Consider the following 21,275-nt stretch of genomic DNA (forward strand, 5'->3'; position numbering starts at 1 on the left):
CGCCAAGGAAGCCCTTGCGCGGGGCTTTTGCATTGGAGGCTTTCCATGCCTGACATTCTCACCTTTGAAACCCTGCAGAAGATCACCGGCCCGATCGTGCCGGGCAGCAACCAGGCGCGCAATGCGCAGTCCTTCCTGTTGGCGCTGAACCGCTATGGATACGATCTGGGCCTGAACCAACCGCACCGGCTGGCCTACCTGCTGGGGCAGGTGCTGCTGGAATGTGGCGCCTTCCGCTATGACCGGGAAATCTGGGGCCCGACCCCGGCGCAGGCGGGCTATGACACCCGCACAGATCTCGGCAACACGCAGGAACGGGATGGTGATGGCTACAGGTTCCGGGGCCGCACCGGCATGCAGATTACCGGGCGGGCCAATTACCGCGCCTTCACTGCCTGGGTGCGCCGCCTCGATCCCACCGCGCCGGATTTTGAGGCGGATCCGGATGCCGTGAACCTGGATCCATGGGAAGGGCTAGGGCCGCTCTGGTACTGGTCCGAGCGTGGTCTGAACCGGCTGGCCGACCGGGGCGATATCCGGGCCGTAACGCGGCGCATCAATGGCGGCTACAATCACCTGTCCGAGCGCAAGCGCTGGACCCTGCGCGCGCAGCTGGTGCTGCTGGGTTATGGCGCAGAGGATCTGCGCACCTTCCAGCGCGCCGCCGGTCTTGTGGTGGATGGTCTGCCCGGCCCGAAGTCCCATGCGGCGCTGCACGCGGCCCTGCTGGCCCTACCGCCCATCGCGCCTCCGAAACCCAAACCCAAAATCGAAACCACCGGGATCCGCGCCTTCCTTGCGCAGTTCTTGCCCTGGCTGGCGGACTAATCCGCCAGCCGCTTCCTTCCCACTCCAAAACAGAGGACACACCCATGAACTGGAATGACATTCTGCAACAGCTTCAGCCCGCGCTGATCAGTGGCCTGAGCTTGCTCCTGACCGTTCTGATCGGCGGTGCTGCCCAGGTGGCCAAGCAACGCTTCGGAATTGAAATTGAGGCTCGCCACCGCGAGGCACTGCACAGCGCCCTTATGAGCGGCGCCCGCGCCGCGATCGAGGACGGCCCCGGCGCCGGAAAGGATGTGCTAGTTGAGCAGGCCGTCACCTATGCCCGCGAGTCGGTGCCCGATGCAATCGCGCGGCTGCGGCCCAGTGAGGCCGTCTTGCGCCGCCTCGTGGTTGGTAAGCTGAAGGAACTCGGCGTAAAGTAGCCTGGTCATGAAAAAGGGCCCCGCGAAATAGCGGGGTTTCCACCGCCCTTTCGCGGCGTCATCGGGTCTTGATGGCGCCTCGTGAGCGCGGCCCCCTATGTTGGTTTGGTCCATTGGCGTGTATTTTTCCAATCGGGCCGTAGCTCAACTCTCCCAAATCCATCAAGTATTGATGCCCAGACCCGCCAGCACCCGCTGGGGGCATGCCCGGAGTAGGTGGCTACTGCATCGGCGCTCTGCGCTCTACGCCTATAAAACGAAACAACCGCCCGAAAGGGGCGGGGCATGGAGGAGCTGGCATTCGTGCGGGTAAAGGGCCAAGATGACAATTGGGCGGAATTGAAGCCAGACGGTGTGACATCACCCGTTGAAATTTCTTAGGAGGCTGCGCATTGACCGATCAGGAATTGACCGAAAGGGCAAATAAGAACTTCAATTTGCAACTGACTATAGCGCGGAAGAACTTCGAGTTGCTACAAGAGCTTGTTTCAGAAGAGGTTGTTGCAGTCCGGGAATGAAGCGTCGACAGGATTTCCCAACTGCATCTTTCTAGTTCGTTGGCATTCTCGTTTATATTCTCTGCTAACCGGGCCTACCGGATACTAGATAAAGCTGGTGGCTCCAGAATTATGATGCCCCGGGAGCATCGCAAGAGCTTTCAAAAAGCGATTAAGCCATTGGTTGATAGCCGGGATGCCGCTGAGCATGGGTTTGACTATAAGCCCAAAGAAAAGAGCCGACTATCCGGTTCCGAGCACGAGAGCGGGGCTATTTCTGTGGACCAGTCCAACGTGATTATCCGAGGTAAGGATAGAATTCTTGTTGGTCCTCACAACTTGGCTGACTTGTACGTTGCCGTCTGCGAAGCTCTTGTCGCTCACACTTGGGTGCCCGAGGAAATGTCCAGATGAGGAGACGAAAATGTTGAAAATCAAGCTGCTGGCTATCGGGGGGCAGTGGTATTTGGATCTTCAGTGACTGCCGAAATGGAACTTGATTGTGATGCTTTTCGATCTGAAAGTGAGTTGGTCGTTGAGATCTGTGCGTGTGGCAAGATCACTGACGATGCTGTGGAGAGGCTGCAGTGTTTCGACACTGCAGCCAAGAGGCAGACCCTGATGCTTCTCCAGGCAAGGGCAAGGGCGGAAATGCTAAGGCGCTCGCCGGGTGGTATTGAGGCAATGCGGCAGGCGATCGAACGCGGCCCATATTCAGAAACCAAATAAGAGAGAGATTTGAAACGATACCTTTGGGCCTTAGCCTATTTGGCGACTGGAGGCGTTGCATTCGCCCAAGACACGGGTGTGTACACTCTTTATCGATCCTCCGTGGTGAACCCAACTTTTCGAATTCATGTAGCCACTTTTGACGCAAGTGACGGCCAGGAATACAACGCGGAAAACTGTCGGATCGCGGCTAAATTGTTCTCACAGCAGCCGGGAACCAAGACGCTGTTTTGGTGTGAGCCTGGTCGATACCGAAAATCTAGATAGAGAGCGCCTGCGCATGGCAGACTGGCCGCACACAATTCCGCATGATCTGAAGGCTAAGCTGGAAACCTTAGATGGCTTCCGCAATCCTCCAGGCAATCAAGATCGCTGGGGAGCGATCCGGGAATGGCTGGTCGGTCATGGTGTCGATGCCCCGGAACAGCTGCCTGCTGCTCCGGAGCGGTCCGCGCGTGATCTCGGCCACAGTACACGGCCGCGCCGGTAGGTTTCCTGAAGCGCTAGGCGGGACGATTCATTTTCAGTCCAGCCTTTTGAGCCATTCCCATCCCAGATATTTATCCCCGGTCTGTTTGATGTGGGTGTACCGCTGCAGCGAAGCCCATGATCGATGACCGGATACGGCTGCGGCCTGTGGAATCGAAAGCCCGGTTTCGAAAAGCCGCGTGACACCTTCATGCCGCAGATCGTGAAAGCGCAGGTCTTCTATCTCCAGAACTTTGCAGGCGCGCGTAAAGGCGGCGCTGATGGTGTCAGGGTGGAAAGGGAATATCCTGGCCTCTTTGCGCGGCATAGAACGCGCGATTCTGAGAGCTGGTTCCGGCAGGTCGCACCAAACATCGTTGCCGATCTTGTCGCCAGGGTGCTTCATGTCCGTGATGAAAACCCGGCTGTGTTCCGCGTCCAGGCCCTTCCATGTGATCCGAGTGATCTCTTCCTGGCGGCGTGTAGAGAATAGGGCAAAGGCCACGATCTTGTGCATGGGGAGGGTGCTAGGCCGGTGAGTGTGCTTTTTCTCAAATAGAGATAAGAGCGCATCCAACTCGGCCAGCGTGGGGCGCCGGTCGCGCTTGCGCGCTTTTCCAGTGATGCCTAGCCTATTGCAGACAACAAAGGCGTCTTTCATGGCCTGCTGATCCAGGGGGATGCCCCATGCGGGTCTTGCCAGGGCAAAGACTGCGCTAAGGTGTGACATGTAGTTCCCTACGGTCGCGGGGGTGCGGGTGGCGCCGAGGTCTTTTGCAAACTGAACTATGTCGTGACTTCGGATCTCGTTGCAGGGCATGTCCGCAATATCATACTCGCGGATCGATCGCAGAACTTGCGCCTTGGTTCGTCCAATCTCTTTGACGCTTTCGGTGATGTAGCGATCGATGGCGGCGCTTAATGTTCTGTCCTTGCTCTTGATCAATGATAGATCCTCGCCTGCGGCGTCGATCTCTTTCATCCGTTTTTTACACCAGGCCGCTGCGGATGCCCGCTTGTCAAATGTTCGGGATTCGCGGTGTGCCCATTTGCCATTTCGTCTTATGTTGATCTGTGCGACATAGGCGACAGATCCGTCTTTGCGTTTTCGTTCTCGTATCTGGGCCATATCTGAACAACATTTTTGGTCAATCTGAACAACATGTGTTGTTCAAACAGCAAAAAACGGGCCAAAACAAGCAAAAAACGGCAAGAAACGCCGCGCCAAAATAGGTGATGATTTGATCGATAGTGTAGAAAAATCAAATATTTGCAGGGCTTCTCGCCTATCCGTTGCACCTATGATGGATTGGACCTACAGGCACTGTCGTTACCTGCATCGCCTGTTGAGCCGTGAGACACTCCTATACACAGAAATGGTCACCGCACCTGCGCTGGTGCGGGGTGGGGCCTTGCATCTGCTGGCCTTCAATCCCGAGGAGCACCCGGTGGCGCTGCAGCTGGGCGGGTCCGAGCCGCAGGAACTGGCCGAGGCCGCGCGGCTTGGCGAAGAGGCGGGCTATGATGAGGTGAACCTCAATTGCGGTTGTCCCAGCGATAGGGTGCAATCCGGTGCCTTCGGGGCGGTTCTGATGCAGACGCCGGATCTGGTGGCGGAGTGCGTGGCGGCCATGCGCGGTAAGGTGCAGGTCGATGTCACCGTGAAATGCCGCATCGGCGTTGATGAGCAGGAACCGCAGGACATCCTGCCGGTGTTTCTGGAGAAAATTCGCGCTGCGGGTTGCCGACGCGTGACGATCCACGCGCGCAAGGCCTGGCTGCAAGGGCTGTCACCCAAGGAAAACAGGGATATCCCGCCGCTGGATTACGATCTGGTGCATCAGATGAAGGCGGCGTTTCCCGATCTGCATATATCACTGAACGGTGGCATTGCCTCCCTGGACGCGGCGCGGGAACATCTGGTCCGGGGTCTTGATGGCGTCATGGTCGGACGCGCGGCCTATCACCAGCCCGCCGATATTCTGTCGGCTGCCGACCCGGTGATCTATGGCACCGGCGAGCCGCGCGACGCATCCGCCGTGGTGCATGAGATGCTGCCCTATATCGAGCGGCAGTTGAGCGATGGCGCGCGGCTGCATCAGATTACCCGACATATGCTGGGTCTTTTTGCCGGTAAACCCGGCGCGCGTGCATGGCGGCGGATCCTCTCCGAGGGCGCGAACCGTCCGGGGGCCGGTCCTGATTTGGTGTTGGAAGCGCTGTCACAGGTGGCAGAGCGCTCTGCCGCCTGAGGTATCCGTCAGCCGGAGGCCGGTGAACCATCAATCCTGTGCTGACTGTCCGCTGTACGCGGGCGGCGTTATTTGCGCTCCAGCCGGGCAGCGCGCCCGCCACGGCGTTTGGTCAGCCCGGCGGCACGCCCCGGCAGTTCTTCCATCACCGCAGCGCGTTCATCATTGCTCATCCGAGACCACTGGGTAATTTCGTCAATCGAGCGGTAGCAGCCGGTACAGATCCGCTCTGCGGGGTGAACCACACAGATCTTGATGCAAGGCGACTGAATTTCGTCGCGTTTCCAGACCTTGTCGCTCATGCCGTCATCCATTGCCCAAATGCCTCATCCGATCCAGCGCTCCCTGCAGGATATAGGAGGCGGCGACATGGTCGATCACCTCGGAGCGGCGTTTGCGGGACGTATCCGCCTCCAGCAGGGCTTTTTCGGCGGCAACTGTGCTCAGCCTTTCGTCCCAGAAGCCGATCGGCAGTTCCGTCAGTCGCGTCAGGTTGCGGGCAAAGGCGCGGGTGGATTGGCAGCGTGGTCCTTCGCTGCCATCCATATTGCGCGGCAGGCCGAGCAGGATGCCGCCTACCTCGCGTTCCTTGATGATCTCTAGCAGGCGCGCGCTGTCGAGGGTGAACTTCTTGCGCCGGATGGTCTCCAGCGGCGTGGCCACCGCGCCGATCCGGTCCGAGACGGCAACCCCGATGGTTTTCTCGCCCAGATCCAGCCCGACCAGAGCGGTATAGGAGGGCAGGGCGGCGGCGAACTCTTCGAAGGTATCAAGGATCATTCTGCCACCCCTGCCTGACGGGCGGCGTCGTTGATCATGTCAAGCGCGGCGGCGTCCCCGGCAAAGGTCTGGCGGGCTTCGTCATAGATGACGCGGGCCTGATCCAGATCGCCAAGCACTCCCAGCGCCCCGATCAGACGGGACCATTCCTGGACCGTGCCACCTTCGGTCGCGAGCCTGTCCGACAGGCGAGCCACCATGCCGCGGATCATCTCGGCCCGGTCGGCTTCGCTCATCTCGGCGGCGTTCTCCACGTCCGCCGCATCGGGGCCGGGCATGGCGCCAGCAAAGGGCGGGGTCGGCGCGCCTTTGGGCTGGATCGGCTGATAATCGACCCCGGCACGCACGGCCATCTCTTCGATCTGGCTTTGAATGCCGCGGACCCAGGGATCATCGGCATTGCCCTTGCGCAGGGTTTCCGCCCAGATCTGGTAGGAGAGGTCAGGCCGTCCCACCTGTCCCAGCATCAACCCGTAGTAATAGCGTGCCGGTCCGTTTTCCGGGTCCAGCCGCAGCGTCTGGCTCAGCGCCTTTTCCGCTTCGGGAGAGACATAGCCACCGGCTGCCATGATCATCAGCTCGGCCAGCTCGCCGAAATCGGCGGCTTCCACATCGCCGGACATGATGTCGATATACTTTTCCTTGGCCTGATAGGCCGCGATGAAATTGCCGAGGTTCGCCTCGTGCTGTACCAGCAGGGCCTGACCCTGAGCGTCGTCTTCACGCTTGGCCACGGTCTGGCGCAGTTGATCGACGAGCTGACGGTAGCTGTCTTCGACTTCGGGCGCCGGGAAAGGCGGCACCTGGGCTTCAGCTTCGCCCTGGCTGGGGCGGCTGTCGGCGCGCTCCTGCGCCATGGCGATGCGGCTCTTGAGGCTGAGGTCACCATAGCCTGGTGCGCCCAGGGTCGCGTATATCCCCAGTGTTCCGCCACAGATCCCCAGAACGATGACCGCCGCCACCGCGCGGGTCGCCATCCGGGGTTGCCGCGCGCCTTCGGTCTGTTCCTGCAGCTGCGCATCGGCGGCCAGAATGCGGCGGGAGACCTCGGTGCGGATACGGCCGGCGTCGGCTTCGTTGATCACGCCACGCGCCAGATCCTTGTCCACGTCGCGCAATTGCTGGCGATAGACGCGCAGGTCATAGGCCGCAGGCGGCTCTCCCGTTGCGCGGCTGCGCAACAGAACCAATGCCATCAATCCGGCGATGGCCAGGGCCATGAATGCGATGAGGATCCAGAAAACCATGCTTACTCCGATGTTTGATCCCCATCTATATCTCCGCAGGCGCGGAAAAAAGACCTAACTGCTGCGTCACCCTGTCGTGCCCGGTAAGTGGGGCGGCCCGCGGGCTGGGCAGACCCCGTGCGGCAAGGTCGCAGACGTGGTAGAAAGGTGATGTCGCAACTATGCACAAATGCGACGATAAACGGCACGGCCCGGAACCGCCCCTCGGGCATACCCAAGAACAGACACGCATCATCGGATTCGCTCATGAAACGCTATTCAGCCTTTGCAGTCGCGCGGGAGGCCCTGCGCTACCACACCGGATGGGAACGCGCCTGGCGCGCCCCCGAGCCCAAACGCCACTATGATGTGATCATCGTCGGCGCGGGCGGGCACGGCCTTGCCACGGCCTATTACCTTGGCAAGAATTTCGGCATCACCAATGTGGCGGTGCTGGAAAAGGGCTGGCTGGGCGGCGGCAACACCGGGCGCAATACCACCATCATCCGCTCGAACTACCTGCAGGATCCGTCGGCGGCGATCTATGAAAAGGCGCGTTCCGTATACGAGGATATGAGCCAGGATCTGAACTATAACGTGATGTTCTCTCCGCGCGGCGTCATCATGCTGGCCCAGACCGAGCATGAGGTGCGCGGCTACAAGCGCACGGCCCATGCCAACGCGCTGCAGGGCGTGTCGACCGAGTGGATCGAACCCGCGCGCGTCAAGGAACTGGTGCCGATCATCAACCTTGAAGGGCCGCGTTACCCTGTGCTGGGTGGCCTGTGGCAGGAGCGCGGCGGCACCGCGCGCCACGATGCGGTGGCCTGGGGCTATGCCCGGGCGTGTTCGGCCATGGGCATGGACATCATCCAGCAATGTGAAGTCACCGGCGTGCGCACTGAAGGTGGTCGGGTCATCGGTGTCGACACCAGCAAGGGCGCGATCGATTGCGATAAGCTGGCCATGGTAGTTGCAGGCAACTGTTCGCACCTGTCCCAGATGGCGGGCTTCCGCCTGCCGGTCGAAAGCGTGGCGCTGCAGGCGCTTGTGTCTGAGCCAATCAAACCCTGCATGGATGTGGTCGTCATGGCCAACACCGTACACGGTTACATGAGCCAGTCCGACAAGGGCGAGATGGTGATTGGTGGCGGTACGGATGGCTACAACAACTACACCCAGCGCGGGTCCTTCCACCATATCGAGGAAACCGTGCGTGCGCTGAACGAAACCTTCCCGATGGTGTCGCGCCTGAAGATGCTGCGCCAGTGGGGCGGTATCGTGGATGTCACCGGCGACCGCTCGCCCATCATCTCGAAAACGCCGGTACAGAACTGTTTCGTCAACGCAGGCTGGGGCACCGGCGGCTTCAAGGCCATCCCGGGATCTGGCTGGGCCATGGCCGAGCTGATGGCAACCGGCCATTCGCCGCTGGCCGAGGAATTTTCCATGATGCGCTTCAAGGAAGGCAAATTCATCGACGAGAGCGTCGCGGCAGGGGTGGCGCACTGATGGTTGCTTCCCTTCGTTCATCCAATGTGACGCCCTGCGTCGCATCGTGCCCGATCCCCGCCCTCGGTTCGGGGGCAGTAGACCAGACCAAACCGGAGCATGGCCCATGCTGATCCTTGAATGCCCCTATTGCGGCGTCAAAGCCGAAGAAACCGAACTGCACGGTGGCGGTGAGGCGCATCTGACGCGCTTTGGTCCCGGCTCCTCGGATGATGAGTTCCATGACTATCTGTTCATGCGGGAAAATCCCAAAGGCGTGCATTTCGAACGCTGGCGGCACGTCAATGGCTGCGGCAAGTGGTTCCACGCGGCCCGCTGCACCATGACGCTTGAGGTTTTTGGCACCTATTCGGCGCAAACCACCGAGCCGCCGCAGGAAATCCGCGACGCGATCACCGCCAAACGCCCCGGCTGGAGCTGGCGCGAGTTTTCGGATGCCAAGTCATGACAGACGCACTTCGTCGCACAGACCGACCGCAGCCGGGCATGGCCCGTTTCGTGGAACACACACCGAATACCACCGCCTTTTATCGTGAAAGGTTCGCAGCATGAGCACGCGTCTTGCCAATCAGGGCCGGTTGATCGACCGCTCCAAACCCATCGAGTTCACCTTTAACGGCACGCGGATGACAGGCTATGCCGGGGATACGCTGGCCTCGGCGCTGCTGGCCAATGATCAGCTGCTGGTGGGCCGGTCCTTCAAATACCACCGCCCGCGCGGGCTGGTTGCCTCGGGCGCGGAAGAGCCCAACGCGCTGGTTGGCCTCGGCTCCGGTGCGCGGTTCGAACCGAACCAGCGCGCCACCACGACCGAGCTGTTCTCGGGCCTCAGCGCCCAGTCGCAGAACCACTGGCCTGGCCTTGAGTTCGACGTGGGCGTGGTGAACAACAAGCTGGCGCGTTTCCTGCCTGCTGGTTTCTATTACAAGACGTTCATCCACCCCAAACCCTTCTGGAAACACGTCTATGAGCCGATCATCCGCAAATCCGCAGGTCTGGGCCAGGCGCCGGACCGCGAACTGAAGGATGCGGACACCTACGAACACTTCTATTTCTTTGCCGATGTTCTGGTGGTTGGCGGCGGTGTTGCCGGCCTTCAGGCGGCGCTGACGGCGGCTCGTTCGGGCGCCAAGGTGCTGGCGATGGAACAGAACGCCCATTGGGGCGGTCGGGCGCCGGTCGATGGTGGGACCATCGATGGCGACGATCCCGAAGCCTGGGTGGAACAGGCGCTGGCGGAACTCACCGCGATGGAGAACGTCACCCTGCGCAACCGCTGCATGGGATCGGGCGTCTATGATCACGGCTATGCTCTGGGATACGAGCGGCTGACCGATCACACACCGGGGCAGGGTGGTCCGCGCCACCGCCTGTGGCGGATCCGAGCAAAACAGATCGTCACCGCAACCGGCGCCATTGAACGGCCGCTGTCCTTTGCTGGCAACGATGTGCCCGGCGTGATGCTGGCCGCAGCGATGCGCGACTATGTGGTGAACTGGGGCGCGACCCCGGGGCAGCGCGTGGTGGTAGCGACCAACAACGACGATGCCTATCGTACCGCGCTGGCGCTCCATGGTGCAGGCGTCGAGGTGGTACGGGTGCTCGACACCCGCGAAGCCGGTGGCGGCGCCCTGATGGATGAGGTCCGCGCGCTTGGTATCCGTGTCGAATGCGGCCGCGGCATCGCCAAGGTCAAGGACGGCAAGCATGTGACCAAGGTCGCGATCTGCGCCCAGAACGGTCAGGGCGGCGCCCAGGAAGAGGTCGAAGCCGATGCGGTCGCCATGTCCGGCGGCTGGTCTCCGGTGGTGCACCTGTGGTCCCACTGCGGCGGCAAGCTGCTCTGGAATGATGCGCAGGCGCATTTCCGTCCCGATCCCTCCCGTCCGCCGCTCGGCGCAGATGGTGCAGGTTTCGTGGTGACCGCTGGTGCCGCCAGCGGCCCGCTGACACTGGATGCGGTTCTGGCCGATGGTGCCGAGGCCGGGGCCAAGGCCGCCGCTGCGGCCGGGTTCAAAGCCGATGCCACTGCCGCCAAGGGCGCAGCGCAGGAAGAGGCGCCGATGCAGCCGGTCTGGCTGATGCCCGCCCGCGCGGAAATCAACCTGCGCATGAAGGCCTGGCTCGACTTCCAGAACGACGTCAAGGTTTCCGACGTGCAACTGGCGGCGCGCGAAGGCTACGAAAGCGTCGAGCACACCAAGCGTTACACCACGCTCGGCATGGCGACGGATCAGGGGAAACTCAGCAACATCAACGGTCTGGCGGTCCTTGCTGATAGCCTCGGGTCGGAAATCCCGCAGGTGGGCACCACCACCTTCCGCCCGCCCTATCACCCCATTTCCATGGGCGCGATCGGCGGTGAGGCGCGCGGCGAGATCTTCCAGCCCCTGCGCAAGACGCCGATGTACGACTGGCACGATGGCAATGGCGCCGACTGGGAACCGGTGGGCTACTGGCGCCGCCCCTACGCCTATGTGCGCAGCGGCGAAAGCGTGAAGGAGGCGGTCAACCGCGAGATCACCAACACCCGTGAGAACGTCGGGATGTTGGATGCCTCGACCCTGGGTAAGCTGATCGTCAAAGGCCCCGACGCCGGACGGTTCCTCGACATGATGTACACCAACATGATGTCGACCCTGAAAGTCGGCAAATGTCGCTATGGTCTGATGTGCTCCGAGAACGGCTTCCTGTCGGATGACGGCGTGGTTGCCCGCATCGACGAGGACACTTGGCTGTGCCACACCACCACCGGCGGCGCCGACCGCATCCATGCCCATATGGAAGAATGGCTGCAGACTGAATGGTGGGACTGGAAAGTCTATGTTGCCAATGTGACCGAGCAATACGCTCAGATCGCGGTGGTCGGTCCCAAGGCGCGCAAGGTGTTGGAAAAGCTGAACGGCGAGGCCGGTGGCGGACTGGATGTCTCCAAGGAAGCGCTGCCCTTCATGGAATGGCAGGACGGAGAGATCGGCGGCTTCAAATGCCGGGTCTACCGGATCTCCTTCTCGGGCGAATTGTCCTACGAGATCGCTGTTGCTGCCTCTGACGGTCAGGCCTTCTGGGACGCGCTGATGGCGGCGGGACAGGAATTCGGGGTGATGCCCTATGGCACCGAATGCCTGCACGTGCTGCGCGCGGAGAAGGGCTTTATCATGATCGGGGATGAAACCGACGGTACGGTCATTCCGCAGGATCTGGGTCTCAACTGGGCGATTTCCAAGAAGAAGGAAGACTTCATTGGCAAGCGCGCGCAGCTGCGCAGCCATATGGCGGATCCGGAACGCTGGAAACTGGTGGGGCTTGAGACAACCGACGGGTCGGTGCTGCCGGACGGCGCCTATGCGGTCGGCAATGGCGTCAATGCCAACGGCCAGAAAAACACCATCGGCCGGGTCACCTCGACCTACTACTCTCCGACACTTGGCAAGGGGATCGCGATGGGACTGGTGAAACACGGCCCCGACCGCATGGGAGAGGTTCTCGACTTCCCCGGCACCGATGGCACCATCTTCAAGGCGCGGATCGTCGATCCGGTCTTCTACGACAAGGAAGGGGAAAAGCAGAATGTCTAATCCTGTGAGCGCCCTGGGCGGCGCCAGCTACGCCGGAATAGCCACGCTGGAAGAGGCCGGTCTGCAGGGGATGATCACCCTGCGCGGCGATTTGTCCTCCAAGACCCTGCAACAGGCGGTGAAGGTGGCCACCGGCGCAGATGTGCCGGAACCCCGCCGGATCACCACCACCGAGAGCGGCGCCGTGGCCTGGATGTCCCCGGATGAGTTGCTGTTGCTGCTGCCATATGCCGACGCCGAAGCCAAGACCGTGGCGCTGGCAGAAGCTCTGTCGGGCGAGCACGCTCTGGCGGTGAATGTCTCTGATGCGCGGGCCTTTTTCCACCTCTCGGGCGCAGGTGCGCGCGAGGTTCTGGGCAAGGTCTGTCCGGTTGATTTCGATGCGGCAGCCTTCGCCCCCGGCGATTTCCGCCGCACCCGCATGGCGCAGGTGGCTGCGGCCTTCTGGCTGGATGAAGAGGAGACCTTCCACATCGTCTGTTTCCGCTCGGTCGCGGGGTATGTCTTCAACCTGCTGAAGGCGGCAGCGCACCCGCAATCGAAGGTTGGCGTCTACTGACATCGGCCCTTCTGGGTTGTGCGAGATCGATCCATTCAATAACGTGCCCCGAACCCTCGGGGCGCGTTTTTTGTTTTTGATCAGGTGTTTGTTCTACTGTCTTGAGGTGCTGAATTTTAAAGCAAGGATTGGACATGTTTAAAGTGACTATAGCAGCGGCTCTGTCGCTTTGCGCGCTGCCATTGGCCGCCGCAGGCGCGCCCGTTGTATATGAATGCGATTATACCGCGCATACAAGTTATGGCTGGATCCCGGATAAGGCCGCCTATGTTGTGGATGACGCCGCCGGAACCGCGATGGCCTATGATGCTTATATTCACCACGTCAATAAGGCCCCGTTGCCTGTGACATTCAGCGTGGTGAAGGAGCGGAAATACCTCATGAAATGGACCCTGACGGGCTTGCCTGTTCGGGGGAATAGAACGGCCACTGCGACCTACACCGTGCGGCTTGATGCAGCGCGGTCCAGGGCAACGATCAGCGCGCGCGTTCATGGCGGAGACGGAAGCCACCGCGGCACCGGCGCGTGTAAACGGGTCAAATAATCTGCCCCGCAGGACGCTTCACTTGAACAGAAACGTGGGGAACTGCGTCAGGGCGCGGGTGGTGGTGAGAGCCTCAAACCCGGCCTGCGCCCCATTGTCAGGGTGGCATTCGCCGTAAAAGGACAGAAGATCGGCCAGCTCTGCCATCCGCGCCTTGCGGGTCTCTTCCGGCAGGAAAGGCGCGTGGGTCGAAAGGTAGAGGGCCGGGCGCTGCTCTTTCAGCCAGGGGATCATCTGCGGTAGAACGTCGAATTCGGCGCCTTCAATATCGAGCTTGACCAGCGACACGCGCGACAGATCCGCCTTTGCTGCGAAATCCTGCCAGCCGATCGTCATCACGTCGGATCCGTGATCGCCATCGTTCAGAAGGCTGCTCATGCTGTCTCCGGCCTCACCACCAAAAGATGCCATACGGGCAAGACCAAAACCGCTGCTGATGGCGACTGAGAAGGCCGAGACATTGTCGACGCGGTTCAGTTCCAGGTTCCAGGCCAGATGGCGGAAGGCAACCGGGTCAGGTTCAAAACACATCACGCGCCGCGCCCTATGCGCTCCGTATAGGACGGTGGGACCGATCCAGGCACCAATGTCGAGATAGTCGTGATCCTTGTCGAGATGGGCATCCAGCACCTGAAAGGTCTCCGGCTCCCACTTGCCTGCCGCGGCCTTGCGCCAGAACTTGGAATGGTAGGGATCCAGCCGAAAGGGAACACCGTTCAGCTGACCCGTATAGTGGCCCCGCATGCGGTAGAGCGCTTTGCGGGCGCGGATCCAGGCCTCGGCGATCATGGTGGTCTCTCCCATTTGCGCACATAGACGTCGCAGTCAGATGGCGCGGATTTCTTGTCTAGGCCCTTGACCTGCCGAATGCTGCGCCGCATGTATCTGCATAGGAACGCAACAAAATTGACAGGGGTCCGATATGGCTTTTGAACTTCCCGATCTTCCTTATGCACATGATGCGCTGGCTTCCAAGGGCATGTCCGCCGAAACCCTGGAATACCACCACGATCTGCACCACAAGGCCTATGTCGACAACGGCAACAAGCTGATCGCCGGAACCGAGTGGGACGGCAAGACGCTGGAAGAGATCATTGTCGGCACCTACGACAAATCCGCCGTCGCCCAGAACGGCATCTTCAACAACATCTCTCAGCTGTGGAACCACAACCAGTTCTGGGAAATGATGGGTCCGGGCGCTTCCGCGATGCCGGGTGAGCTGGAAAAGGCACTGGTCGAAAGCTTCGGCTCCGTCGACAAGTTCAAGGAAGAATTCTCCGCCGCAGGCGCGGGTCAGTTCGGCTCCGGCTGGGCTTGGCTGGTGAAAGACACCGATGGCGCCCTGAAAGTCACCAAGACCGAGAATGGCGTGAACCCGCTGTGCTTTGGCCAGACCGCGCTGCTGGGTTGTGACGTGTGGGAACACTCCTACTACATCGATTTCCGCAACAAGCGTCCCGCCTACCTGACCAACTTCCTGGACAACCTGGTCAACTGGGAAAACGTCGCTTCGCGCATGTAATCCGCGACAGGATACGAGATACGAAAACCCGCGCCGGACCGGCGCGGGTTTTTTCGTGGCAGTTTGATACGCGTCAAGGTTCCCTGCCATGTTTTCCGGTTGGCTGGCGGCACAGAGGAAGCGGAACGGAGGAAAGGGAACACGTATGATTAAATTGCCCAAAGGACTATGGATCATCGTTGCCGACGGCCAGAAGGCGCTGTTTCTGGAGAACGTCAGCGATACGGTGGATGCGGATCTGCGCGTGATGCGGGCCGATGAGATCGCCAACCCGTCGAACGAAGCGCAAGGATCAGAGGCGCCCGGTCGGCTTAGCGGGGCGGCAGGAGCTGCGCTCGGCGCGGTTGAACCTGCGGACTGGCATCAGATGGCCGAAGATGACTTCGCTGCCGGGGTAGCATCGCTGGTCAACAAATGGGTGGCCGCCGGGGCCTGCTCCGGGCTGGTTTTGATTGCACCGCCGCGCAGCCTTGGCGCGCTGCGCCCCGAGTTGAGCGGGGATGCCGCCAAACTGCTGGTTGCAGAGCTGCCCAAGGATCTGACCAATCACCCAGTGCCCGAGATTGCCGAGGCCGTGAAATCCGCGCTGGCGAGCGTCTGATCGCCTGCTGTCCGGGGGCGGCGGGCTAGCAGCGGGAGGGAGGCTGAACTGGAGGCCTGAACCGGAGTATCTCCGGGTCAGGGGTTCAGTCTGGCTAGCGCTTCTTCGGCGCTGTCGACCCAGGTCAGGTAATCCTGCATCTCGGCTCCTGCAAATTCCTGCGCCACCACGTGCTCCAGAAGGTCGCGCAGCTTGTCCCAGTAGCCATCGGTGTTGACCACGATGATCGGTTTGTCGTGCAGGCCCAGCTGGCGCCAGGTCAGCACTTCGAACAACTCGTCCAGCGATCCCGGGCCGCCGGGCAGCACCACCACCGCGTCGGCGTTATAGAGCATGACCTTCTTACGCTCATGCATGGTTTCGGTCACCACATAGGTTGTGAGATCCGATTTGCCGACCTCGCGCCGCTCCAGATGCACCGGGATCACCCCAAAGGTTTCCCCGCCTGCAGCCTGCGCCGCCCGAGCAACGGTGCCCATCAGGCCGACGTCTCCGGCTCCGTACACGAGCCGCTGACCTTGTGCGGCGAGCCCTTTTCCAAGGGTCTCGGCGGCTGCGGCATAGCTGGCCATTGCTCCAAAACGTGATCCGCAATACACACAGACGGATTTTATGCCCATGAGATAGCCTTTCGACAGGGTTTGGCAGCGAAACAGGTATGCTGTTTTGACCCCAGATACCCCCATTGGTAGGCTGGCTCAACCAAGCGAGGGAAAACATCTCGCACAAGGAAGGAACAAGATGGCGCAAACATCTGGAAGTGGGGGGCTCAGCCCCCTGGCGATGGGAGGTATTGCTTCTGTCGTCGTGATCGTGGGCGGCGTCGTGCTGATGCAGCTGGGGGTGTTTGACCGGGGCGAGGGGCCTGAAGAGGCCGCATCGCGCACGGTGGCGCAGCCCGAGGTGACGGTGTCTCCGGCGGCCAAAGAGCCGGTTGGCGTGACCACCACGGTTGAGACCGCCAACTCCGCGGCTGAACCTGAAACTGCGACCGCTCCGGAAAGCGCGCCTGAACCTGCGACCGATGCGCCGCAGAAGACAGCCGCAGAGGATGCGGCCCCTGCGGCAGTTGAGGAGACGGCAGAGGCCGAAGTCGAGACGGTCGCGCCGACTGAGGCGCCCGAGGCATCGGCAGAGACCGCGGCCGTTGTCGAAACCGCCGAGCCAACAGAGACAGTTGAGAGCGAAACGGCGGTAGCCCAGGCACCTGAGGCAGAGGTTCCCGCGGCGGATGACAGCGACACCGTTGCAGATACGCCAAAGGCGGATGTTGCTGATACCGCGACCGAGGAGACAGCGGTTTCTGAAGATCCCGCCACCACCGCAGAGGCGCCTGTGGAAGAGGCGGCGCCGCTGTTGGAAGCGCCAATGCTGGATCTGGTGCGGGTCGACCCCGACGGTGCCCTTGTGATTGCAGGTCGTGCTCAGGCCGGAGCCGCGGTCGAGGTGCTGCTGGATGGTACGGTTCTGGAACAGACCGAGGTTCAGGGCAGCGGCGATTTCGTGATTTTCTCCAGCATCCTGCCCAGCGACCAGCCGCGGGTGATTTCGCTTCTGGCGCGGTTCGAGGATCAGAAACAACCCTCTGAGGATCAGTTCATTTTGGCACCGATCTCAGCGGCGCCAGAGCCGAAGGTGGCGGATGCCGAGGATGCCGCGAAGCCCGAGGCCGAGCCTGCGGCTGTATCCAAGGACACCGCAGCCCCGCAGAGCGAAGAGGCAGTGGAGGTTGCGCAGGCTGAAACATCTGAGGCCACTTCACAGGAACAACCAACTGAGCAGGGCGGAGCGCCCGCTCCGGTCGCAGCCGAGGGAGAAGTACAGCCCGTCGTAGCCGAAACCACCACGCCGCAGGTCGAGGCGGAAACGGCGGCACCGGAGCAACCGGTGGAGGCTGAGGCCGCACAGGTCGAGGTGGCAACCGCGGAGGGCGAGACCGGCACTGCTGGCCCCGACAATACCACACCGCCCCAAGGCGAGCCGGTGGCCGAGGAAACACTCGCCAGCGCGGAAACCGTTCCTGCGCCGAAGCCGGAGCCAACGGCGGTTGCCGTGCTGAGGGCCGGTGCAGATGGTGTAGAGCTGGTGCAGCCAGCCACGCCGGTTCTGAATGGTAAGGTCGCGCTTGATACCATCAGCTATTCCGACAGCGGCGAGGTGCTCCTGGCCGGGCGTGGCCGCGCGGGTGCCTTGGTGCGGGTCTACGTGGACAATGCGCTCAAGACCGAATTCCTCGTGGCCGAGGATGGCCGCTGGGGCGGCGCGCTGGCTGCCGTGGAACCGGGCATCTACACTCTGCGTCTGGATGAAATTTCCGCTAGCGGCGAAGAAGTCCTGAGTCGTCTTGAAACCCCCTTCAAACGCGAGGCGCCCGAGGTGCTGCAACCGCAGACGCAGCAGCCGGGACAGGCGCCGGATCAGCCGGTTCCGCTGGTACGAGCCATCACGGTGCAAAAGGGCGATACCCTTTGGGCGATCTCGCAGGAACGCTATGGCAGCGGGTTCCTTTATGTCCGGGTGTTCCAGGCCAACCAGGATGCGATCCGCGATCCCGACCTGATCTATCCCGGGCAGGTGTTCAACCTGCCGGACTGATCTGTTCGGTGTACCAGAAACGCGCCGTGTCCCCAGCCACAGGGGGCGCGGCGTATCCTTTCCCAGCTTCGTGCTAGGGATATGTAGTCGGCGATACGCATCAGACATCGCCAACCCGCCGGAAGGCCCAGCCGTAGGAACGCCATGAGACGATCCCCCACTACCATCGATTCCATCTCGGCCGAGGAACGCCGCTCAAGCCTGCGCACCCTGCGCAAGGTGGTTCCTTACCTTTGGCCCGCAGACCAGAAGAGCGTGAAATACCGGGTCGTTCTGGCCATGGTGGTGTTGATCCTGGCCAAGCTAATCGCCGTTTATACGCCGGTTCTGTACAAGGGCGCAGTGGATGCGTTGGCGGGTGAAGGCGTGCCGCCGCTGGCGCTCGGCGCGGTGGGGCTGACCGTCGCCTATGGTGTGGCGCGGGTGCTGACGAACGGATTCCAACAGCTGCGGGATGCGGTGTTTGCGCCTGTCACCCAGCGGGCGCTACGCGGTCTGGCGCTGGAGACATTTCAGCACATTCACCGACTGTCGATGCGCTATCATATCACGCGCAAGACCGGCGGATTGTCCCGGATCATCGAACGCGGGGTCAAGGGCGTCGAATTCCTGCTGCGGTTCCTCTTGTTCTCCATAGGTCCGCTGGTGCTGGAACTGGTGCTGGTGGCCATCATTCTGACGGTGCTGTTCGACGCGCGCTATCTGCTGGCAGTTGGGGTCACCATTGCGCTTTATGTCTGGTTCACGCTGGCGATCACCGAATGGCGGGTGAAACTGCGCCGCGAGATGAACAAGCAGGACACTGACGCCAACCAAAAGGCGGTCGACAGCCTGCTGAATTTCGAAACGGTCAAATATTTTGGCGCTGAAGAGCGCGAGGCGGCCCGCTATGACGGGGCCATGCGTGCCTATGCGCAGGCGGCGCTGAAGACTGCCTATTCGCTGGCCTTCCTGAACTTTGGCCAGAGCGTGATCATCACCGGCGGTTTGATAACGGTAATGGTGATGGCGGCCATCGGCGTGCAGGACGGCAGCCTCAGCGTTGGTGATTTCGTGATGGTGAACGCCTATATGGTCCAGATCACAGTGCCCCTGAACTTCCTCGGCTCGGTCTATCGGGAAATCCGCCAGAGCCTCGTCGATATGGGCGAAATGTTCGACCTGCTGGAACAGCCGCCAGATGTCACGGACCGTCCGAATGCCGCGGAACTGAAGGTCAGCAGGGGGCATATCCGGTTGGAGGACCTGCATTTCGGTTATGACCCGGAGCGCGAGATCCTGAAGGGCATCACCATGGAGGCCAAACCGGGTGAGACGGTGGCCATCGTCGGCTCCACCGGGTCCGGCAAATCCACCATCGGGCGGCTGTTGTTCCGGTTTTACGATGTCACCGGCGGCGCCCTAACGATCGACGGGCAGGATGTGCGCAACGTCAGCCAGAAAAGCCTGCATGCCGCAATTGGCGTTGTGCCGCAGGACACGGTGCTGTTCAACGACACCATCCGCTACAACATCGCCTATGGCCGCGATGGCGCCACCCAGCAAGAGATCGAAGACGCCGCTCGGGCGGCGCAGATCCATGATTTCATCGCCGGTCTTCCGCAGGGCTATGACACTCAGGTGGGCGAACGCGGGCTCAAGCTGTCGGGCGGTGAAAAACAGCGCGTCGGCATTGCCCGTACCCTACTGAAGGACCCGCCGATCCTGCTGCTGGACGAGGCAACTTCGGCGCTGGATACCGATACCGAGCGCGAGATCAAGGAAGCGCTGGCGCGGGCCGGGCAGGGGCGCACGGTGATCACCATCGCGCACCGCCTGTCCACCGTCGCCGAGGCGGATCAGATCGTGGTGCTGGAGCAGGGAGAGATCGCGGAAGCAGGCTCTCACGAGGATCTACTTGCGCGCGGTGGCCGTTATGCCCATCTGTGGCAGCGCCAGCAAGCGGATCAGGATGTCGCCTGAGCCTGTCAGCGCGGGTGGCGTTCCAAAGGCGCGCGGTAGGGTAAGCGGGATAAAGAGTGTAAGATGAACGTGATACTGGACTGGGCTCTTTTTCTGTTCATCTGCGCAGTGCCGCTTTTGACCCTGCTGCCGCTGCTGCGGCACGAAGGCTGGTGGGTGCGGGGCTTTGAATTCCCGGCCTTGCAGATCACCACGGTCACCGTTGCTGCCTTGCTGGCCTATGTCTGGGTCTACGGCTGGCAGGGGCAGGGCGATAAAGCGCTGATCGTTCTGTTGTTGCTTTGCTCGGCGCTGCAGTGCGTGCGGATCATCCGCTATACGCGGCTTTTTCCCTATCAGATCCAGTCGGCGCGGCAGATGCGCCCTGACGATCAGTTGAACCTTCTGGTGGCCAACGTCCTGATGACCAACCGCAACGCGCAGCCGCTGCTGGACCTGATCCGTGAGACCAAGCCGGATCTGGTCCTGACAGTGGAGACGGACGCGTGGTGGGAAGAACAACTGGAGCAGATCGAGGCGGGTTATCCTTACCGGGTCAAGCAGCCGCTCGATAACCTTTACGGGATGCATCTTTATTCCCGGCTCGAGTTGATCGACCCGCAGGTCCACTTTTTGGTGGAGGAGGGCGTGCCCTCGATGCATGGCTCCGTGGTTCTTGCCTCGGGACAGCGGGTTGCCTTGCATTGCCTGCACCCGGCGCCGCCCAGCCCGACGGAGAACCCGACCTCTGCCGAGCGGGATGGAGAGCTGTTGCTGGTGGCCAAGACCATTGACGCCAGCGCGGGCCCGGTGGTGGTCATGGGGGATCTCAACGATGTTGCCTGGTCGGCATCGACCCGGCTGTTCCAAAAGTTGAGTGGTCTTTTGGATCCGCGCATTGGGCGGGGGATCTTCAGCACTTTTCACGCAGGCTACCCGCTGCTGCGCTGGCCGCTGGATCACGTCTTCTGCTCGGGCGATTTCACGCTGGTTTCGATGAAACGGCACCGCAATATCGGCTCGGATCACTTTCCCATTCAGGTGGTTCTGCAGCACACGCCGCGGGCGCGTCAGCTGCACCCGGAACCCGCGCCCGGCCCAGGCGATGAAGAGCTGGCGCAGAAGAAGATTGAAAACGTATCCGCGGATGAAACCGCCTTGCTGTAAGCCGTGCGGGCGCCAGAGGCGCAATGCTGCGCAGAGAAAAGAAAGGCCCCGCATCTGCGAGGCCTTTTTTCATCTGGTTGTCTGCGCAGACG

At 61.5% G+C, this 21,275-nt stretch carries 21 protein-coding genes; 15 read left to right on the plus strand and 6 right to left on the minus strand.

Translation table 11 applies throughout. The features are described 5' to 3' along the window. Positions 1–45: 45 nt before the first annotated feature. The 4 genes from SM763_RS13495 to SM763_RS13510 all read left to right on the plus strand — a co-directional run bounded on the left by SM763_RS13495 (position 46) and on the right by SM763_RS13510 (position 2,927). Complete coding sequence (locus SM763_RS13495) at positions 46–828, plus strand: glycoside hydrolase family 19 protein (RefSeq protein ID WP_368998837.1); 783 nt, start codon at positions 46–48, stop codon at positions 826–828. 44 nt (positions 829–872) lie between these two features. Further along, the gene (locus SM763_RS13500) at positions 873–1,211 is read left to right on the plus strand and encodes a hypothetical protein (protein WP_274834434.1); all 339 of its coding nucleotides are present in this window, start codon (positions 873–875) and stop codon (positions 1,209–1,211) included. A gap of 392 nt (positions 1,212–1,603) precedes the next feature. Next, the gene (locus tag SM763_RS13505) at positions 1,604–1,729 is read left to right on the plus strand and encodes a hypothetical protein (protein WP_368998838.1); all 126 of its coding nucleotides are present in this window, start codon (positions 1,604–1,606) and stop codon (positions 1,727–1,729) included. Positions 1,730–2,672: 943 nt separating this feature from the next. After that, positions 2,673–2,927, plus strand: a complete 255-nt coding sequence (locus tag SM763_RS13510; RefSeq protein WP_368998839.1) for a hypothetical protein — start codon at positions 2,673–2,675, stop codon at positions 2,925–2,927. Positions 2,928–2,960: 33 nt separating this feature from the next. On the opposite strand, the gene SM763_RS13515 is transcribed toward SM763_RS13510, so the two are convergent. Beyond that, complete coding sequence (locus SM763_RS13515) at positions 2,961–3,887, minus strand: site-specific integrase (protein ID WP_368998840.1); 927 nt, start codon at positions 3,885–3,887, stop codon at positions 2,961–2,963. Positions 3,888–4,146: 259 nt separating this feature from the next. Between SM763_RS13515 and dusA the strand changes: the two genes are divergently transcribed. Continuing rightward, positions 4,147–5,157 (plus strand): tRNA dihydrouridine(20/20a) synthase DusA, encoded by a 1,011-nt coding sequence (dusA, locus tag SM763_RS13520; RefSeq protein WP_368998841.1) that lies wholly within the window; start codon positions 4,147–4,149, stop codon positions 5,155–5,157. A 68-nt stretch (positions 5,158–5,225) separates the two neighbouring features. Here the strand turns inward: dusA and SM763_RS13525 are convergent, their stop codons facing one another. Genes SM763_RS13525 through ccmI form a run of 3 tightly spaced genes read right to left on the minus strand, consistent with a single transcriptional unit; the run spans position 5,226 to position 7,184 of the window. Beyond that, positions 5,226–5,459: a DUF1289 domain-containing protein gene (locus SM763_RS13525; RefSeq protein ID WP_065273486.1), complete on the minus strand. Its 234-nt coding sequence runs from the start codon at positions 5,457–5,459 to the stop codon at positions 5,226–5,228. Between the two features lie 4 nt (positions 5,460–5,463). Further along, positions 5,464–5,937 (minus strand): Holliday junction resolvase RuvX, encoded by a 474-nt coding sequence (gene ruvX / locus SM763_RS13530; RefSeq protein WP_368998842.1) that lies wholly within the window; start codon positions 5,935–5,937, stop codon positions 5,464–5,466. Beyond that, entirely contained in the window at positions 5,934–7,184 is a 1,251-nt protein-coding gene (gene ccmI / locus SM763_RS13535) for a c-type cytochrome biogenesis protein CcmI (RefSeq protein WP_368998843.1), read from the minus strand. The genes ruvX and ccmI overlap by 4 nt, the downstream gene beginning before the upstream one ends. A gap of 246 nt (positions 7,185–7,430) precedes the next feature. Between ccmI and SM763_RS13540 the strand changes: the two genes are divergently transcribed. The 5 genes from SM763_RS13540 to SM763_RS13560 all read left to right on the plus strand — a co-directional run bounded on the left by SM763_RS13540 (position 7,431) and on the right by SM763_RS13560 (position 13,357). After that, positions 7,431–8,675, plus strand: coding sequence for a sarcosine oxidase subunit beta family protein (locus tag SM763_RS13540; protein WP_368998844.1), 1,245 nt, complete (start codon positions 7,431–7,433; stop codon positions 8,673–8,675). A 106-nt stretch (positions 8,676–8,781) separates the two neighbouring features. Then, complete coding sequence (locus SM763_RS13545) at positions 8,782–9,123, plus strand: sarcosine oxidase subunit delta (protein ID WP_274829103.1); 342 nt, start codon at positions 8,782–8,784, stop codon at positions 9,121–9,123. A gap of 100 nt (positions 9,124–9,223) precedes the next feature. Then, positions 9,224–12,253, plus strand: coding sequence for a sarcosine oxidase subunit alpha family protein (locus SM763_RS13550; RefSeq protein WP_368998845.1), 3,030 nt, complete (start codon positions 9,224–9,226; stop codon positions 12,251–12,253). Beyond that, positions 12,246–12,812 carry a sarcosine oxidase subunit gamma gene (locus SM763_RS13555; protein ID WP_368998846.1) on the plus strand — a complete coding sequence of 189 codons (567 nt, stop codon included), beginning with the start codon at positions 12,246–12,248 and terminating at the stop codon, positions 12,810–12,812. The genes SM763_RS13550 and SM763_RS13555 overlap by 8 nt, the downstream gene beginning before the upstream one ends. A gap of 134 nt (positions 12,813–12,946) precedes the next feature. After that, on the plus strand, positions 12,947–13,357 hold the full coding sequence (locus SM763_RS13560) for a hypothetical protein (protein ID WP_368998847.1): 411 nt from the start codon (positions 12,947–12,949) through the stop codon (positions 13,355–13,357). An 18-nt stretch (positions 13,358–13,375) separates the two neighbouring features. On the opposite strand, the gene SM763_RS13565 is transcribed toward SM763_RS13560, so the two are convergent. Then, positions 13,376–14,161: an FkbM family methyltransferase gene (locus tag SM763_RS13565; RefSeq protein ID WP_368998848.1), complete on the minus strand. Its 786-nt coding sequence runs from the start codon at positions 14,159–14,161 to the stop codon at positions 13,376–13,378. Positions 14,162–14,279: 118 nt separating this feature from the next. Between SM763_RS13565 and SM763_RS13570 the strand changes: the two genes are divergently transcribed. Together SM763_RS13570 and SM763_RS13575 are read left to right on the plus strand one after the other, a co-directional pair. Next, positions 14,280–14,879, plus strand: a complete 600-nt coding sequence (locus tag SM763_RS13570) for a superoxide dismutase (protein ID WP_065270482.1) — start codon at positions 14,280–14,282, stop codon at positions 14,877–14,879. A gap of 145 nt (positions 14,880–15,024) precedes the next feature. Next, positions 15,025–15,480, plus strand: coding sequence for a host attachment family protein (locus SM763_RS13575; RefSeq protein ID WP_368998849.1), 456 nt, complete (start codon positions 15,025–15,027; stop codon positions 15,478–15,480). A 77-nt stretch (positions 15,481–15,557) separates the two neighbouring features. Here the strand turns inward: SM763_RS13575 and SM763_RS13580 are convergent, their stop codons facing one another. Further along, complete coding sequence (locus SM763_RS13580) at positions 15,558–16,100, minus strand: LOG family protein (protein ID WP_368998850.1); 543 nt, start codon at positions 16,098–16,100, stop codon at positions 15,558–15,560. A gap of 121 nt (positions 16,101–16,221) precedes the next feature. Here SM763_RS13580 and SM763_RS13585 point away from each other — a divergent pair, with 121 nt between their 5' ends. From SM763_RS13585 to SM763_RS13595, 3 genes are all read left to right on the plus strand, one after another. Further along, the gene (locus tag SM763_RS13585; protein ID WP_368998851.1) at positions 16,222–18,075 is read left to right on the plus strand and encodes a LysM peptidoglycan-binding domain-containing protein; all 1,854 of its coding nucleotides are present in this window, start codon (positions 16,222–16,224) and stop codon (positions 18,073–18,075) included. A gap of 144 nt (positions 18,076–18,219) precedes the next feature. Further along, positions 18,220–20,037: an ABCB family ABC transporter ATP-binding protein/permease gene (locus SM763_RS13590; protein ID WP_368998852.1), complete on the plus strand. Its 1,818-nt coding sequence runs from the start codon at positions 18,220–18,222 to the stop codon at positions 20,035–20,037. Positions 20,038–20,100: 63 nt separating this feature from the next. Then, positions 20,101–21,183, plus strand: coding sequence for an endonuclease/exonuclease/phosphatase family protein (locus SM763_RS13595; RefSeq protein ID WP_368998853.1), 1,083 nt, complete (start codon positions 20,101–20,103; stop codon positions 21,181–21,183). The last annotated feature ends 92 nt before the right edge of the window (positions 21,184–21,275 follow it).

The organism is Pseudophaeobacter sp. C1-32P7, assembly GCF_041008775.1.
Classification (GTDB): Bacteria; Pseudomonadota; Alphaproteobacteria; order Rhodobacterales; family Rhodobacteraceae; genus Phycobacter; species Phycobacter gallaeciensis_A.